We start from the raw sequence: 16,434 nt of genomic DNA on the forward strand, positions 1-16,434 counted from the left end.
GCAAGGAGTGCGGGGTGTACGGCTTCGGGCGCATCGGCCAGGCCGTGGCGGCGCGGGCGGCGGCCTTCGGCATGCGCACGCGCTACTTCCAGCCACGCGCGGTCGACGGCGTGGCCGTGGTGCGCTGCGCCTCGCTGCTGGAACTGGCGCGGGCCAGCGATTACCTGGTGGTGTGCGCGCCGGGCGGCGCGGCCACGCGGCACGCCATCGACGCGGAGGTGATGGCGGCGCTGGGACCGGAGGGCACCTTGGTCAATGTCTCGCGCGGGTCGCTGGTGGACCAGGCGGCGCTGGTCGCCGCGCTTAGCGACGGCACGCTGGGCATGGCGGCGCTGGACGTGTTTGACAACGAGCCGCACGTGCCGGCCACGCTGCGCGAACTGGAAAACGTGGTGCTGACGCCGCACGTGGGCAGCCTGACCGTGGAGACCCGCCACGCCATGGGCCAGCTGGTGGTCGACAACCTGCTGGCCCACTTCGGCGGCCAGCCCCTGTTGACGCCCGTGCCGTGACGACCGGTTAGATCAATGGCACGGAGCTGACACGTCTTCGGGCGCCGGCGGGGTAGCGGTGGGATGCGGCGGCGGCAGCGGCGCGTGGACTTTGACGCAGTTGCGGCCGGCCCGCTTGGCGGCGTACAGCGCTTCGTCGGCGTGGCTGTAGGCGGTTTCGAAGCTGGTGCCGGCGCGGTTCCAGCTCAGGCCCACGCTGGCCGTGATCTGGCGGTCGATGGGCGCGGCGAACACCTGGTCGGCGATGGCGTCGCAGATGCTGGCCGCCACCTGCTGCGCCTCGTCGATGGAACTGGTCGGCCACACCACCGAGAACTCTTCGCCGCCCACGCGGCCTATGGCCACATCGGGGCCGAGCAGCGCCTGCAGGCAGCTCACCACGGTCTGGATCACGGCGTCGCCAGCCGGGTGGCCGAAATCGTCGTTGACCCATTTGAAGTGGTCGATGTCCAGCACGATCAGCGCCATGTCGCCGCGCGCCAGGCAGCCGCTGGCCTGCTCGATGACGGCGGCGCGGTTGAGCGCACCGGTCAGCGGATCGTGGGTGGCGCGGTATTCCAGTTGCTGCGCCAGTTCGTGCAGCTGGCGGTTCATCTGGTTCATATCCAGCTCGGCGCGGTCGCTGCGGCGGATCAGCCGGCGGCTCTCGCGCATCAGGCGCTCGTAGTGGACGATCATCTCGGCCAGCGCCGCGCGGGCGTCGGCGCGCGGATCGGCGTGGGCGGACCTGGCGTTGGCCAGCGCCGCGCTTTCCAGCGCAAACAGGTCGGCTTCGTCGCGGCCGGGAATGGTCATCATCAGTTGCTCACTGGGTGGTCGTGGAAGTCCAGCGCGCCGAAATCGTCCCGCAGCTCCTGGCCGAATTCGAGGATGGTGTCGTCGTCCTCGTCGTGGTACCAGTTCAGGCGCACCTGGTTGCCGTCCATGGCGGCCTTGTTCAACGCGTCGAAGAAGGAGAACAGCATCTTGGTGCTGGAGCTGTTGAAGTAGGCCAGCGAGACGTTGACCGTGATGCTGGCGTCATTGCAGGCGTCCAGGTAGGCCTGCACGCGCGCGATCACCGGGCCGTAGAAGGCGGCGGCGTTTTCCGGGTAGGACTCGCCCTTGATCGACAAGGTGTCCTGGTCGAAGCGGAAGTCGATTTCCGGCGAGGTGGGCGAGGCGCTGATGTAGAGTGGTTCCATGACTGTTCCAGTACTTTTTAAATTATCGCTTTGATGCAGAACACCGTGGTGGCCGGGTTGTGTGCTTCCTGCACGAACTCGAACTCCAGCGGTTCGCTGGCGTCGCGCGCCATGGTCAGGAAGCCCAGGCCCGCGCCCTTGCTGTCGGCCGGCGTCTCGTCGCGCAGCGCCTTCTTGTAGGCGGATTTGATTTCTTCCATCGTCATCGTGTGCAGCGGCTCAAGGCGGCTGCGGATGCGCTCCACGTTGGCGCTGTCGACCGGATTGGCGCACAGCAGGAAGAAGCTGTCGTCCTTCATGCCGATGCAGAAGGAGCCGCGCCGCATCTGGTTGTCGCTTTGTTCGTGCGGCGTGAGCGTGTCCGACGAGTAGTGCATGATGTTCTGCGACATTTCGACGAAGGACGAGAAGATGCGCCGCCGCGTCGGCCCCGCCGCGCCGGCCGTGTCCAGCCGGGCCTTGATGGTCTCGGAGATGGCGGCCACCACGTGCTGCGAGAAATAGCCCACGTAGAAGAAGATGATGTGGCGCTTGCGGGCCACGTCCCAGAAATCGTTGAATTCTTCGTACAGCAAAATCGGCGCTCCTATGGGCGGAAACAGAAAAAGGTCAGGTCGTCGCGGCGCGGCTGTTCGCCTTGCCACGCCTGGTAGTCGGCCAGCATGGCGTCGCTGACGTCGCGCGCGCCGGCGCCGCGCTGGGCCAGCAGCACGTCGCGCATGCGGCGCTTGCCGTAGGCGATGTCCTTGGCGCCGCCGATCTGGTCGATCAAGCCGTCGGTGGTCAGGAACAGCAGGCTGCGTTCCGGGACGGCGATGGTCTTGTTGGTCCACGCGTAGTCGAGCGGCGTGTCGACGTAGCCCACGCCCATGCGGTCGCCGTCCACCGTCTGCACCGCCTGCTGGTCGGGATCGAGCTGGAACAGCGGCAGCTTGGCGCCGGCAAAGTGCAGCTGGCGGCTGGCGTTGTCGAACCACAGGAAGGCGGCGTCCATGCCGTCGTTGGAGGCGGGCGCGCCGTGCAGGCCGTGGCGCTCGTCGACCTGTCCCAGCATGCTCTTGACGCCGCGATTGACCTCGGCGATCAGCGCGGCCGGATCGCGCGGGCCCAGTTGCTGCAATGCTTGCGCCAGGGTCGACGAGGAGATCAAGGTCATGAAGGCGCCCGGCACGCCGTGGCCGGTGCAGTCGGCGATGGCGGCGAACCAGCCGTCCGGGTAGCGCGCGAAGTGATAGAAGTCGCCGCCGACGACGTCGCGCGGCTGCCATTCCAGGTGCGCGTCCTTCAGCGCTTCGCGCAGCGCCAGGTCGGAGGGGCGCAGCAGCGAGCGCTGGATCACGCTGGCGTAGTCGATGCTGTGCATGATCTGGCGGTTCTTTTCGGCCTGCATATTGGCCACCACGTTCATCAGCTGCAGGCCGAAGCCGACGCCGGCCAGGCCGCCGTCGCGGGTGACGATGAAGCCGTCCGCCAGCGCCTTCTCGCCCGATTCGACCGCGCGGAAGGTCAGCGCCTCGATGCTCATGGCGGCGTCGACGATCAGCGGTTCCTTGTCCATGAAGGCGATGCAGCTCTTCTTGCCGTACAGCTCGTGGTAGAAGGGCTTGGACATCTGCGACATGAAGATGTTGCGGCTGATGAGGCCGATGGGGCGGTCGCCCTCGATCACGGGCAAGCTCATCAGGTCGCGGCGCTCGGTGAACAGCTCCAGCACGCCGAAATTGCTGGTGTCGGACGGCACCGAGACGGTCTCGACGCACAGGTCGGCGGCGACGGACAGGCGGAAACGGGGCAGGTGCAAACGAGAGGCGTTGAACTCCACGGGCTGTAACCTTTGGTTGACTTCAGTGCCCGTAATGCTAGTGGGAAATTGTTACCGGGCCATTACATCTTAACCAAAAGAAAAGAGTGTTATCAGTCTGCGCACAGGGACAGCATGAAGCCCAGGTGCTGGCTGATGGCGCCGCGCTCGGCGTTGACGCGCTGCGGCTCGCCCTCGGCGGCGAATTCCTCGCGGATGGCGTGGCACTGCGCCAGCGTGGCGTCGAGCGAGCGCAGCATGCCGTGCAGCCCGGCCTCGTTGTACCAGATCTGCAACAGTTTGCTCAGCGCGAGCACGGCGTCTTGTTCGGATTTCAGCAGTTCGGCTTCGGCGATAGGGTGTGTGCTCACGGTTTTCATGGGAGGCGAGTATGAGGAACCAGTATATACGAGTCATTCGAAAAGTTTCTCAAAAAAAATACCTTTTGTTTCGTAATAAACATATGAAGAAAGATTGCCGTACGGTAATAGTCGCGTCATATTTGGCGGGCATACTGGCGCCATTTTGATCGAAACGCACTTCTTTTATTGAAAAGTCATGAAAATGCCCAAGCTGAATACCGGTGTCCGCGTGATGGCCTCGTTTGCGGCCTTGTTGTTTTTGATGGCGTGCATGTCGGCGGTGGCCCTGTGGCGTTTGCAGACGGCCAACGACACCACGTCCAACCTGGTCGACGAAAAGCTGGCCAAGCAGCAGCTCACCTCCGAGCTGCTGGGCATCGTCGAGCTGAACGGGCTGCGCGCCACCTCCATCGCGCGCAGCGACAGCCTGGAAGTGGGCGACATCTTCCAGGCCCAGCTGACCGCCGGCGAGAAGCTGGCCGCCGCGATGGAAGCCAGGCTGGCGGCGATGCCGGCGCAGGGCGCGGAAGCGGAGCTGTTGCGCGTCGTGGCCGCCCGCAAGAGCGCCTATCTGGCGCTGCGCGCGGAACTGTTCAAGTTGAAGGATAGCGGCCGCACGCAGGAAGTCGGCGATCTGCTGGACAACAAGATGGCGGCGGTGTTCGGGGCCTATACCGGCGCGCTGGACAAGCTGCTGGCGTACCAGACGCAGCAGGCCAAGGCGCTGGCGGCGCAGTCGGCCGGCCAGTTCCAGGGCAGCCGCGTGCTGTTGGCGGTCTTGGGGCTGGCGACCTTGGCGCTGGGCGTGGTGCTGGCGCTGGCGCTGACCCGCAGCATCGTGCAGCCGCTGCGGCGCGCGTTGGCGTTGGCCGGGCAGGTGGCGGCGGGCGAACTGCGCGTGGCCATCCAGCACGGCCGCAGCGATGAGATGGGCCAGCTGTTCGATGCGCTCAGCCACATGACCGGCCGCCTGGCGGAAACCGTCGGCCGCGTGCGCGACGGCGCGGTGGCCATCGACGCCGCCTCGCGCGAGATCGCCAACGGCAATATGGATCTGTCGCGCCGCACCGAGCACCAGGCCGGCGCGCTGGAGGAAACGGCGTCGGCGATGGTGGAGCTGACGGAGGCCGTCAGGCAGAACAGCGGCAACGCGCGCCAGGCCAACCGTTTGGCGGAGTCGGCGTCGGACGTGGCGGGCAAGGGCGGCGCGGTGGTATCGGAGGTGGTGCGGACCATGGCCAGCATCAACGAGTACGCGCACAAGATCGTCGACATCACCAGCGTGATCGACGGTATCGCTTTCCAGACCAATATCCTGGCGCTCAACGCCGCGGTGGAGGCGGCGCGCGCCGGCGAGCAGGGACGTGGTTTCGCCGTGGTGGCGTCCGAGGTGCGCAACCTGGCGCAGCGCTCGGCCAGCGCGGCCAAGGAGATCAAGCAGTTGATCAACGAATCGGCCGAGCGCATCGCCAGCGGCAGCGAGCTGGCGCAGACGGCCGGCGCGACGATGGCGGAGATCGTGCTGAGCGTGGAGAAGGTGACCGGCATCATGTCGGCCATCAGCGCCGCCAGCGCCGAGCAGGAACACGGCATCGAGCAGGTCAACGCCGCCATCAGCGACATGGACGGCGTCACGCAGCAGAACGCCGCGCTGGTCGAGGAGGCCGCAGCTGCGGCCGATGCGATGCAGGACCAGGCGCGCGAACTGGCGCAGCTGGTGGGTTCCTTCAAGATCGATGGCGGCTGGAGCCAGCGTCGCATACATCAATTCCCTGCGATTGCGACGCGCAAGACCTTGTCGACGGAAGCGCCCCGGCTCCGTCGCGCGGCCTGACCCTGCCCCCGGGCAGACCGATGGGTGCAGGTTTGCCAGCAATTAGTTCTTGATAATGCGTACCCGCATGCATACCATGGCGGCTTGTCCCGACACCAAGGAATGCCTGTGCGACAGCCGCTCACCATCATTGCCACCAGCGGTACGGGCGGGGACATCGTTCCCTTCGTCACGCTAGGCCGAGGCCTGCTTGAACGCGGACATCGCGTGTTGATGCTGGTGCCAGGTTATCACGAGGCCAGCGTCAAGGCGGCTGGCGTGCCGTATCGGACCTTCGGCTCGCGTGATGAATTTCAGGCGATGCTGGACCTGCCCGACCTTTGGGATGAGCGCAAGGGATGGCGCGTGGTCTGGAACGCATTGCTGCCCAATCTCGGCACCCTGCGGCAGCGCATCCAGGAACTTCCTGCGGAGCAGGAATGCGTGGTGCTGTGCCACCCGTTACTGGTCCCGATGGCCGCGCTGGCGCGATCCGTCCGCCCGGATTTGCGGATAGTCTGCGCCTACCTCGCTCCGTCCAATCTGTGCGGCAGTTACGATATGCTGACGGCGGGATCGTTGTCCATCCCGTCCTGGGTGCCCATCAGCTGGCGGCAGGCGCTGTGGAGGCTGATACACAAGGTGTGGGTCGATCCCGTCACCTTGCCCACTTTGAACGCGATGCGCGCCCAGCATCGGCTGCCGGCGGTGGCGCATTTCTTTGAGCATATGCTGACTGCGCCGGATGCTTCGCTGGGCTTGTTTCCGCGCTGGTACGCGTCGGCGCAGCCCGATTGGCCGCAGGCTTTTTCGGAAGGCGATTTTGTCGGCACCTCCGTGAAGGAACCAGCGGGCCTGTCGCCTGGGCTGGAGCAGTTCCTGTCCGACGGCGCCGCGCCGATAGTCTTCACCCCAGGGACAGGGCACCAGCATGCCGCGCGCTATTTCGACATCGCGGCCAAGGTGCTGGAACGGCTTGGCCGGCGCGGTCTGTTTCTCACGCCGCATGCGGCGCAGTTGCCCGCTTCGCTGCCAGCCAGCGTCATGTGGCAATCCCATGTCCCTTTCAGCGCGCTGTTGCCCCGTGTGGCGGCCGTGGTGCATCACGGCGGCATCGGCACCACTGCGGAAGCCTTGCGGGCGGGCGTGCCTCAATTGATCGTGCCCTATGCCTACGATCAGTTCGACAACGGGCAACGCACCAGGCGCTTGGGTGTTGCCGATGTGCTGCTGGCAAAGCGGCTGTCGGTGCGGGGCATGCAAACGCGGCTCGCGCGCTTGCTGGCATCCACGGATGTGGCGCAGGCATGCCGCAGGCTGGCGCAGCAGGTGGATCAGCACCCGGGCTTGCCTTGGCTGCTGGATCGCGTTGAAGCCGCGCTGTATCCTGCGGCGCCAGGCCGGCCTGGCGCTTTTTGAGGCAGTCCCGGGGCCGGGACCTCAGGTCCACCTACATCTTATACGAGGCCTGCAGCGAGACGGCGCGCGGCGCCATCGGCAAGTCGTGCGGCAGGCTCAGGCCCGGCGCCGGGCTCGGTTCGCGCACGTCGGCGTTGAAGGCGTTGCGCAGCGCCAGCGCGAAGTTCCACTGGTTGCGGCCGTTGCGGGTGGCCAGCGTCAGGTCCACCGTGGTGTAGTCGGCGATGGCGGGACGGGCGTCGCCGAAGGCGCGTTCGCGGCCCGCCACCCAGTTCAGCTGCGCGCCGGCCTGGTAGCCGTTGGCGTAGGTCCAGTCGGCGCGGCCGTAGGCATGCTGGCGCGGCGCGTAGCCGGCGTCGGTGTGGGTGGTCTGGTCGGTCGAGCGCTGCCACGCGTAGTTGCCCGACAGGTGCAGGTCGCGTGTCACGTTCCAGCTCGATTCCAGCTCGACGCCGTGGCCGCGCTGGTCGCCCGCGTTGGCGTAGGTGGCGCCCGTGCCCGGCACCGGGTTGACCACGGTGCGGATGATGTTCTTCATATCGTAGCGATAGAAGGTCAGGTTGACGGTGGCGTCGGTGCGCGCCTGCCAGTTGAACGACATCTCGGTGGTGGCGTTGCGCTCCGGCTTCAAGTTCGGATTGCCCAGCGCGACCGGATTGCTGATGCCGTAGCTTTCCAGGAAGGCCGGCGCGCGGAAGGCGCGCCCGTACAGCAGCTTGGCGGTCAGGTCGAAGCTGGCGTCCCACACCAGCGCCAGGCGCGGATTGGTGGTGCCGCCGAAGTCCGAGTAATGGTCGTGGCGGATGCCGGCCGTCAGGTTCCAGTCCTTGGCGAAGTTCCACTCGTCCTGCAGGTACAGGTAGTCGACCTTGCGCCGCTGCGGCCGCATGAACGGCGTGGTGTTGGTGACGTCTATCACGGCCGGCAACGGAATGGGCGTGCCGTTCGGCGCGTAGTTGAAATTGCGGAATTCCTGCGCGCGGTACAGTTCCAGGTCGTCATGGCCGGCGCCGATGCGCGCGTGGTGGTCGCTGAAGCCGCTGTAGTCGGCGTAGCCGGCCAGGCGGTAATTGCGCTCGAAGGATTCCGGCGCGCCCAGCATGCCATTGGGGAAGGTGCCGGTCGGGAAGGTCAGGCCGGGCGGCAGCAGCTGGTAGATGGCGCTGACTTCCTGCGAGTATTGCTGACTGCTGAGGCTGGCGCCTACGCCCCAGTCGCGCGTCAGTTGCGGCTCGGCCCAGGCCAGCGTGCCGGTGACGCGTTCGCTCTGCTGGCGGCCCAGCGGGTCGAGCGCCGAGGCGATGCCGGCGCCGGTGCCCATGTCGTAGCGCTTCTTGTAGCCGAGGCGGGCGCGCCACTGGCCGTAGATCAGGTCCAGGTTGGCGTCGATGGCCTTGTACTGGTTGTTGAGCCGGCCCGGCGCGAGGCTGGCGTGGGTCTTGAACAGCGCGTCGTTGCGGCTTTGCGCATCGGCCTCGACGATGCGGTCGTTGCCGTCGGACCGGCCCACGCGCAGGTAGGCCGCGACCTCGACCGGGCCGAGCTTGCCGCCGTGCTGTACCCAGCCGTCGTACGTGCGGAAGGTGCCGGCGCGGGCGCCGGCTTCCGTGCCCGACACTTCGCCCGGCCCCTTGGTGATGATGTTGATGACGCCGGAGAAGGCGTCCGAGCCGTACAGCGCCGAACCGGGGCCGCGGATGATTTCGATGCGGGCGATGTGCTCGACCGGATAACCGCCCCAGATGTTGCCCTTGTTGCCGACGTAGGAGGTGGTGATGGGCACGCCGTTTTGCAGCATCAGGATCTGTGGCGTGTAGGCGCTGACGATGCCGCGCACCACGTACAGCGGCGAATTGCTGTTCGGCGTGCGGTTGACGTGCACGCCGGGCACGCTTTCGAGCACCTGGTCGAGATCGGTCGCGCCCATGGCGGCGATGTCGGCCGCCGTGATGACGGTGGCCACGGCCGGCGCGCGGCGCAGCGTTTGCAGGTTGCCGGTGGCGATGCTGACGCTGTCGCTGGCGCCGTAGACCAGCGCCAGTTCGTCCTCTTCGCTGACCGGGTCGGCGTGGACCGTGCCGTGGATCGCCAGCAGCGGCAGGGCGAGTGCCGCGGTCCAGTACAGCCGGTGGGCGCTCGACGCTTTCAACATGCTATCTCCTGTGACGTTTTTTTGATTCTAGCCTGCCCGCTGTTGTCGATGTGTAAAAATTAGCAGATCTTCGCCGCGACTGTTGTAGCCGTGTCTACATGTCGTCGTACCAGTTCGGCGAACTGTTCGGCCGGCACCGCCGGGCTGAGATAGAAGCCTTGCATCAGGTCGCACTCGCGGCCCTTGAGGAACTGCAGCTGGGCCGCGGTCTCGACGCCCTCGGCCACCACTTCCAGGCGCAGGCTGTGGGCCAGCGCGATGATGGCGCTGATGATGGCGGCGTCGTCGGCGTCCTGCGGCACGTCGCGCACAAAGGAGCGGTCAATCTTGATGATGTCGACCGGGAAGCGCTTGAGGTAGGACAGCGACGAGTAACCGGTGCCGAAGTCGTCGATCGACAGGCGCACGCCCAGCGAGTGCAGGCGGTGCAGCGCGGCCAGCGTGTCCTGGGCGTTCTCCATCAGCGTACTCTCGGTGATCTCCAGCTCCAGCAGCTGCGGCGGCAGGCCGGTGTCGGCCAGCACGGCCTCGACCGAGGCGGCGAAATCCTTCTGCAGCAGCTGGCGCACCGACAGGTTGACCGCCACCCGCATCGGCGGCAGGCCGGCGGCCAGGAACTGCTGCAGCTGCGCGCAGGCGGTGCGCAGCACCCAGTCGCCCAGCGGATTGATCAGGCCGGTCTCCTCGGCCAGCGGGATGAAGTCCACCGGCGGGATCATGCCGCGCGTCGGATGGCACCAGCGCACCAGCGCCTCCATGCCGATGATCTTGCCGTTGCACAGGCTGGCCTGCGGCTGGTAGTACACCTCCAGCTGGTGCTGCTGTTCCATGGCGCGCCGCAGGTCGCTCTCCAGGCGCACGTGTTCGGAGATCGAATGCTCCATCGACGCCTCGTAGAACTGGAAGCCGCTGTTGGTGCGCTTGGCGCGGTACATGGCGCTGTCGGCGTGCTTGACCAGGGTGGCGACGTCGCCGCCGTCGTGCGGGTACATGGCGATGCCGACGCTGGCGGTGACGAAGATGTCGTGGCCGTCGATCGGGAACGGCGCCGACAGCACGCGCACGATGTTGTGGGCGGCGGTGGCGGCCGCGGCCGGGCTGTCGAGCTCGTTGAGGACGACGGTGAATTCGTCGCCGCCCAGGCGCGCCACGGCGTCGTCGGCGCGCACGGTCTGGCGCACGCGCTGGGCCACGGCCTGCAGCAGGCGGTCGCCGACGTCGTGGCCGAGGTTGTCGTTGACGTACTTGAAGCGGTCCAGGTCCATGAACAGCACGGCCACCTGGCGGCCGTCGGCGGCCACGCGCGCTTGGTCGATGCTCGATGCCAGCAGCTCAAAGAACAGGGTGCGGTTGGGCAGGTTGGTCAGCACATCGTTGTAGGCCAGGTGGCGGATGCGCTTCTCGGCGCGGTTGGCCTCGATGATGCGGCGCACCCGCTGCGACAGCACGGCGTAGTGGATGGGCTTGGGGATGTAGTCGCTGGCGCCGGCCGCGAACGCGCGCTCGACCGACGAGTTGTCCTGCAGCGCGGTGATCATCAGCACCGGCACGGCGCCGGCGTTGGGCAGCTCCTGCATGCGGGCGCAGGCGGTGAAGCCGTCCATCACCGGCATCATGGCGTCCATCAGGATCACGTCGGGCTGGAAGCGCGCCAGCATCGCCAGCGCGGCGGCGCCGTCGGCCGCCTCCTCGACGTGGAAGCCGTCGCGCTGCAAGGTGTGGCGCAAGGTGCTGCGGGTGCTGCGGTCGTCGTCCACCACCAGCACTTGCGGGCGGTCGTCGGCCACCTGCGCCTGCGGCGGCGTGGCGTCGCTGATCTCGGCGTGCAGGAAGGCGGCCAGCGCCTCGTAGTGCGCGCGCAGCGGCGCCAGCAGCGGTTCGATCTGTTCCGGCTGGTGCTCGGCCGCGAAATGTTCGGCCTGCTGCGCCAGCTGGGCCAGCGTCTCGGCGCCGAAGTTGCCGGACGAGCCCTTGAGCGCGTGCGCGCGGGCGCGCGCGGTGGCCATGTCGCCGGCCTGCACGGCCTGCTCGAGTTCCTCCAGGCAGGCCGGCGTGTCCTCCAGATACGGCGTGACGGCGTGCGGCAGCGTGTCGCCCAGCACTTCGCGCAGCTTGTCGAACACTGCCGGGTCGACCGGGCAGGGGCCGCCGTAACCGCGCGCGGTGGCGCTGGCCGGGGTGTGGTTGGCGTGCTGCACCGGCGTGGCCAGCGGGCCGCCGTGCGGCAGCCATTTCTCCAGCTTGTGGCGCAGCTCGACCAGCGTGATCGGCTTGGCCAGGTAGTCGTCCATGCCGGCGGCCAGGCATTTCTCGGCGTCGCCGGCCTGGGTGTTGGCGGTCATCGCCACCAGCGGCGTGCGCCGGCCCATGGCCAGCTCTGCCAGGCGGATGTGGGCGGTGGCTTCGTAGCCGTCCATCTCCGGCATGCTGCAATCCATCAGGATCAGGTCGAAACGCTCGCGCTGGGCGGCGCGCACGGCCTCGACGCCGTCGGCCGCGAATTCGCAGACGCAGCCGTTCATCGCCAGCATGCCGGCCGCCACCATCTGGTTGGTGCGGTTGTCCTCGGCCACCAGCACGCGGAACTGGCGCTCCGGCATCGGCACCGGTATCGGGCTCAGCGTTGGCGACGGCAGCGCCACGGCGGGCGCGCCGACCGGCGGACGCATCGGCAGCGGCGGCGCCGCCACTTGCTGCTGCGCAGCGCGGCAGGCGATGGTGAAGCGGAAGGTGGTGCCGGCGCCGGTCACGCTGTCGACGCCGATCTGGCCGCCCAGCAGCTCGACCAGCTGCTTGCAGATGGCCAGGCCGAGGCCGGTGCCGCCGTAGCGGCGCGTGGTGCCGGGGTCGGGCTGGACGTAGGCTTCGAACAGGTGGCGCCGCACGTCCTCGCTCATGCCGATGCCGGTGTCGCGCACTTCGAAGCGCAGGCCGAACGCGGCGCCGGGCGCCAGCGCGACATCGACCGCCACTTCGCCGTGGTCGGTGAACTTGACGGCGTTGCCGACCAGGTTGATGAGGATCTGGCGCAGCCGCAGCGAATCGCCGGCGATGCGGGCCGGCACGTCGGGCGCGACGGTCCAGTTGAGCGCCACGCCTTTCTGCTGCGCCGGACGGGCCACCAGTTCCAGCACCTCGGACAGCAGGGTGCCGAGGCAGAACTCGGTCTCCTCCAGCTTGAGCTTGCCCGCTTCCATCTTGGAGAAGTCGAGGATGTTGTTGATCAGCGCGATCAGTGTGCGCGACGAGTTCCAGGCCACGTCGACGAACTCCTGCTGGCGCGGCGTCAGGCGGGTTTCCTTGAGCATGTCGAGCATGCCGACCACGCCGTTGAGCGGCGTGCGCACCTCATGGCTGACGGTGGCGGCGAACTGCGCCTTCATCTGCGCCATGTTGACGGCGGCGTCGCGCGAGTCCTTCAGTTCGGCCTCGCGCTGCTCCAGCACGTTCATCATCTGGTTGAAGGCGTGCGCCATCTCGATCAGGTCGCGCGGCCCGGCCGGCGCGGCGCGCATGCCCGACTCGCCCGCCTCGGCGCGGCGCATCAGCGTCGACAGCGCGTTGAGCGGATTGATCATGTGGCGCGTCAGCAGGCGGCCCAGCACCAGCAGCACCACGGCGAACGACAGGGTCAGCGCCAGGTTGCCCAGCAGGAGCGACCAGGTCAGCCGCTTGAGCGTGCTCTTGGCGATCTGCACATGGACATAGCCCAGCAGCTGCTGCTGGTGTTCCTGCAGCTCGAACGGCGAGGCCTCGCTCTGGCCGCCGTACACCGGCGCGGTGAACAGCCAGCCGTCGGAAGTCTCGCCGACCAGGCCGGCGTGCGCGGACACCGGCTTGCCCAGGTTGGCCGCGTCCAGCGTGGCGCCCGCCACCACGCGCGACAACAGCACCTTGCCCTTGGCGTCCATGATCTGCAGCGCCGCCACGTCCGGGAAGGACAGCGTGGAGTTGACCACCTCGCGGGCGTTCTCGGCCGAGTGGAACAGCAGCGCCAGCGTGCTCTGGCGCGCCAGGTTGTCGGCGATGCGCTGGCCCTGGCCGATGAAGTAGTCGCGCATGCGGGCGTTGGCTTCCCACGAGTTCATCAGCGCCGAGAACACCGCCAGGCCAAGGATGGCGCCAGAGACGATGACGGTCAACTGCCGCTGGAAACCGGTATTGCGTAGGAAATTGCGGACTATGGAGATCATCAGGGCTGAGGATAGACAAAGTCAAAACTGCGCTGTTGCGAGGCGCCCAGGTGCAGGCCGATGTGGCTGGCGGTACGGAGGTTGATGGCGGTCTGCAGCTCGCGCAGCGGCACCAGCGGGCGGCGCCGCACATCGCCGGCGATCACGCCCAGCGCCGAGGCGGCCAAGGTGCGGCCCAGCTCGACGTTGTCGGGCACCATGGCAAACAGCGCGCCTTTCTTCACGTGCAGCACATTGCTGGAGAACAGCGGCACGCCGCTGTTCCACGATTCGCGCAGCACCAGCGGCAGGATGGTGCTTTCCTCGACGGTGGTGCTGTCGTGCGGCAGCCAGACGGCGTCGTGGCGGTTGTCGGCGGCGGCGATCAGCTGCGTGTACAACTGGGCCGCGCGGGCCAGGTCGCCGGCCACGTGGGCCTGCAATTCCAGTCCCTGCGCCTTGGCCGCGTCGCGCGCCAGCTTGACCAGCCATTCGGACTTCTGCGGATTGTAGACCACGATCACGCGCTTGAGTTCCGGCAGCAGCGCGCGCAGGCGCGAGAACAACATGGCCGGATCGGGCGTCATGCTGATGCCCATCACGTTCTCGGCGTCGGACAGCAGCAGCACGCCGCCGGCCAGCACGGCGATCTCGCGGTCCAGGCCGGCGGTGGCGTTCAAGCCCTGGCGGCCCAGCGCGATCACCACCTTGGTGCCGTTGCGCTTGAGCGTGGCGTTCAGCTCGGCCGTGTCGACCTTGGGATCGACCGGGTAGCTGCGCACCTTGAGCTTGGTGCGCTCCTCGATGCCCTGGATCATGGCGATGAAGGCCGAGCGGAACGGCTCCTCGACGTTGGGATAGACCACCGCGATGCTGCCCTTGCCGATCGAGGCCTGCAATTCGGGACGGCGCAGCTGGTCTTCCAGCTGGGCCAGGGTGACGGGGCGCACGTCGTCGCGCAACGGGGCTTGCAACGGCGGTGCGGCCGGATCCACCGGCGCCAGCAGCATGCCGCCGTGCGCGGCGCTGGCGCTGACCAGCGCGATGCCCGACGGCATGACACCGCCGCCCGCCTGGGTCGCGCCGGTCACGCCGACCAGCAGCAGGGCGCCGGCGTGTCTCAGCCGCCGTAGTTGTAATAGTGTTTTTTTCATCATACTTTGCCGCATGGCTACCACGGCGCCAGGACGGGCCCGCTTAAGATGCTTTCATAGTATAAGCTGAGACTTTGCAATCTGGAAATTAAATTGCCGCGAGCGGCCGGGGCGCTAGGGCTCGGGGAAAACCGCGTCGAAGCTCCGTTGTTGGCTAGAGACAAGATTCAGGCCGATGTGGCTGGCGGTGCGGGAATTGAGCGCGCTGCGCACCGCGCGCAACGGCGTCACGCCCCGTTTCGGCGTTTCGCCGTTTTGCAGGGACAGCGCCAGGGTGGCCAGGTCGCGGCCCAGTTGCACATTGTTCGGATACAGGCCGAACAACACGCCTTTCTTGACGTGCAACACGCTGCTGGAAAACACCGGCAGGTTGCGGCTCCACGACTCCTTCAGCACCAGCGGCAGGATGGTGGTTTCCTCGACGGTGGTGGCGTCCTGCGGCAGCCAGAGCGCGTCGCGGCGGCCGTCGGCGGCGGCGAACTGGGCTTCGTAGGCGCGCGCGGCGCCGGCCAGGTCGCGCGCCTCCAGCGCGACCAGCTCCAGCCCCAGGTTGCGGGCCGCCTCGCGGGCCAGCCGGATCTGCCCCTCGTTGGCGGCCGGGTTGTACACCACCAGCACCCGGCGCATGCCCGGCAGCAGGCTCTTGAGCATGGCGAACAGCAGGGCGGGATCGGGCGTCAGGCTGATGCCGCTCAGGCGGTCGGCGTCCGGCACCGTCCCGACCCCGCCGATCACCACGGCCTGGGCTGGATCGAGCATGGAGGCCGCCTTCAAACCCTGGCGGCCAAGGGCGATCACCACCTTGCCGTTCTTGAGGGCGTTGCGCAGTTCCGCCGGGTCGCTGCCTGCCGACAGCGCGATCGTGCGCGGCCTGGCCCGGGATTGCTCCTCGATGCCCTGCAGGATTTCCATGAACACAGTGCGGTAGGGTTCGCCGATGTCGGGATACAACACCGTCAACGCCTGGGCGTGGGCCCGCCCGCCAAGCAGACCCAGCAGCAAGGCGCAAATACGGACGACGGTGGAGGGAGTAAATCGCACTATGATAGTTGTGTCTGGTTGATTCAGCGAAAGTGTATCCTTTGCTAACGATTCTACAGCCATAGATTGTTTCAATGGCCGCACTGACAGCGCTTCCAGTTGATGTAAACTAAGGCTTGTTAGCAACATATACCCTCCGGAACCACATGCCCGCCGCCAAAACCCCGATCCGCATCCCGCCCATGTTCAATCTGGCCTGGCCGCTGCTGGTCGAATTGGGGCTGGCGATCGCCTCCAGCGTGGTCGGCACCGCGCTGGCGTCGCGCATCTCGGACGAGGCGGGCGGCGCCTTCGCCATCGCCAGCCAGGTGTCGGCCACCTTGTTCATCCTGTTCCGCATCATCGGCGCCGGCGTCAGCGTGGTGGTCACGCAAAACCTCGGCGGCGGCCAGCGCGAGGCCGCCAACCGCGTCGCCTGCGCGGTGGTCGGCGCCAGCACCTGGCTGGGCGCGGTCACCGGCCTGATGGCGCTGCTGGGCGCGAACGGCCTGCTGCACCTGCTCAACGCGCCGGCCGAGGTGCTGCCGCTGGCCGCGCCGTTCCTGCAGGCGCTGGCGCCGGCCATGCTGCTGGACGCCTGGAACGCCTCGATGGCCGGCGTGATGCGGGCCCACCTGCGCACGCGCGACACGCTGGCGGTACTGGTGGTCATGCATGTCAGCCACCTGGCGCTGGCGATCCCGCTGATGCACGGCTGGGGGCCGCTGCCGGCCATGGGCCTGGCGGGCTACGCGGCGGCGCTGGCGGCCAGCCGCGCCATCGGCCTGGCGCTGCACCTGCTGATGTGGCGCGTGCACCTGCACATCCGCGTGGCGCGCGACGAC

Annotated in this window: 13 protein-coding genes; 4 read left to right on the forward strand and 9 right to left on the reverse strand. The window is 67.5% G+C overall.

Going from position 1 to position 16,434, the window contains the following annotated elements; translation table 11 throughout:
* On the forward strand, positions 1–512 hold a 512-nt coding region (locus GTP90_RS31790; protein WP_308937327.1), incomplete at its 5' end, for an NAD(P)-dependent oxidoreductase.
* Between the two features lie 12 nt (positions 513–524).
* On the opposite strand, the gene GTP90_RS31795 is transcribed toward GTP90_RS31790, so the two are convergent.
* The 5 genes from GTP90_RS31795 to GTP90_RS31815 all read right to left on the reverse strand — a co-directional run bounded on the left by GTP90_RS31795 (position 525) and on the right by GTP90_RS31815 (position 3,868).
* Positions 525–1,310, reverse strand: a complete 786-nt coding sequence (locus tag GTP90_RS31795; RefSeq protein ID WP_161087265.1) for a GGDEF domain-containing protein — start codon at positions 1,308–1,310, stop codon at positions 525–527.
* Positions 1,310–1,696 carry a DUF1987 domain-containing protein gene (locus GTP90_RS31800; RefSeq protein ID WP_161087266.1) on the reverse strand — a complete coding sequence of 129 codons (387 nt, stop codon included), beginning with the start codon at positions 1,694–1,696 and terminating at the stop codon, positions 1,310–1,312. Before GTP90_RS31800 ends, GTP90_RS31795 begins: the two co-directional genes overlap by 1 nt.
* A 17-nt stretch (positions 1,697–1,713) precedes the next feature.
* Positions 1,714–2,271, reverse strand: a complete 558-nt coding sequence (locus tag GTP90_RS31805) for a SiaB family protein kinase (RefSeq protein ID WP_161087267.1) — start codon at positions 2,269–2,271, stop codon at positions 1,714–1,716.
* Positions 2,272–2,282: 11 nt separating this feature from the next.
* Complete coding sequence (locus tag GTP90_RS31810; protein ID WP_175048313.1) at positions 2,283–3,497, reverse strand: SpoIIE family protein phosphatase; 1,215 nt, start codon at positions 3,495–3,497, stop codon at positions 2,283–2,285.
* A 113-nt stretch (positions 3,498–3,610) separates the two neighbouring features.
* Entirely contained in the window at positions 3,611–3,868 is a 258-nt protein-coding gene (locus GTP90_RS31815) for a hypothetical protein (RefSeq protein ID WP_161087269.1), read from the reverse strand.
* A gap of 187 nt (positions 3,869–4,055) precedes the next feature.
* Between GTP90_RS31815 and GTP90_RS31820 the strand changes: the two genes are divergently transcribed.
* Together GTP90_RS31820 and GTP90_RS31825 are read left to right on the forward strand one after the other, a co-directional pair.
* Positions 4,056–5,693, forward strand: coding sequence for a methyl-accepting chemotaxis protein (locus GTP90_RS31820; RefSeq protein WP_161087270.1), 1,638 nt, complete (start codon positions 4,056–4,058; stop codon positions 5,691–5,693).
* A 102-nt stretch (positions 5,694–5,795) separates the two neighbouring features.
* Positions 5,796–7,091: a glycosyltransferase gene (locus tag GTP90_RS31825; protein ID WP_161087271.1), complete on the forward strand. Its 1,296-nt coding sequence runs from the start codon at positions 5,796–5,798 to the stop codon at positions 7,089–7,091.
* A 31-nt stretch (positions 7,092–7,122) separates the two neighbouring features.
* Here GTP90_RS31825 and GTP90_RS31830 read toward each other — a convergent pair whose 3' ends face one another.
* The 4 genes from GTP90_RS31830 to GTP90_RS31845 all read right to left on the reverse strand — a co-directional run bounded on the left by GTP90_RS31830 (position 7,123) and on the right by GTP90_RS31845 (position 15,610).
* Positions 7,123–9,243 carry a TonB-dependent receptor plug domain-containing protein gene (locus tag GTP90_RS31830; protein ID WP_254452140.1) on the reverse strand — a complete coding sequence of 707 codons (2,121 nt, stop codon included), beginning with the start codon at positions 9,241–9,243 and terminating at the stop codon, positions 7,123–7,125.
* Between the two features lie 59 nt (positions 9,244–9,302).
* On the reverse strand, positions 9,303–13,436 hold the full coding sequence (locus GTP90_RS31835; RefSeq protein ID WP_161087272.1) for an EAL domain-containing protein: 4,134 nt from the start codon (positions 13,434–13,436) through the stop codon (positions 9,303–9,305).
* Positions 13,436–14,572: an ABC transporter substrate-binding protein gene (locus GTP90_RS31840; RefSeq protein WP_161087273.1), complete on the reverse strand. Its 1,137-nt coding sequence runs from the start codon at positions 14,570–14,572 to the stop codon at positions 13,436–13,438. The genes GTP90_RS31835 and GTP90_RS31840 overlap by 1 nt, the downstream gene beginning before the upstream one ends.
* 111 nt (positions 14,573–14,683) lie before the next feature.
* Positions 14,684–15,610: an ABC transporter substrate-binding protein gene (locus GTP90_RS31845; protein WP_371875154.1), complete on the reverse strand. Its 927-nt coding sequence runs from the start codon at positions 15,608–15,610 to the stop codon at positions 14,684–14,686.
* A gap of 146 nt (positions 15,611–15,756) precedes the next feature.
* Between GTP90_RS31845 and GTP90_RS31850 the strand changes: the two genes are divergently transcribed.
* Positions 15,757–16,434 (forward strand): MATE family efflux transporter (locus GTP90_RS31850; RefSeq protein ID WP_175048314.1); only part of this gene is annotated, 678 nt, incomplete at its 3' end.

Origin of the sequence: Duganella vulcania (assembly GCF_009857655.1) — a bacterium.
Taxonomy (GTDB): domain Bacteria; phylum Pseudomonadota; class Gammaproteobacteria; order Burkholderiales; family Burkholderiaceae_D; genus Rugamonas; species Rugamonas vulcania.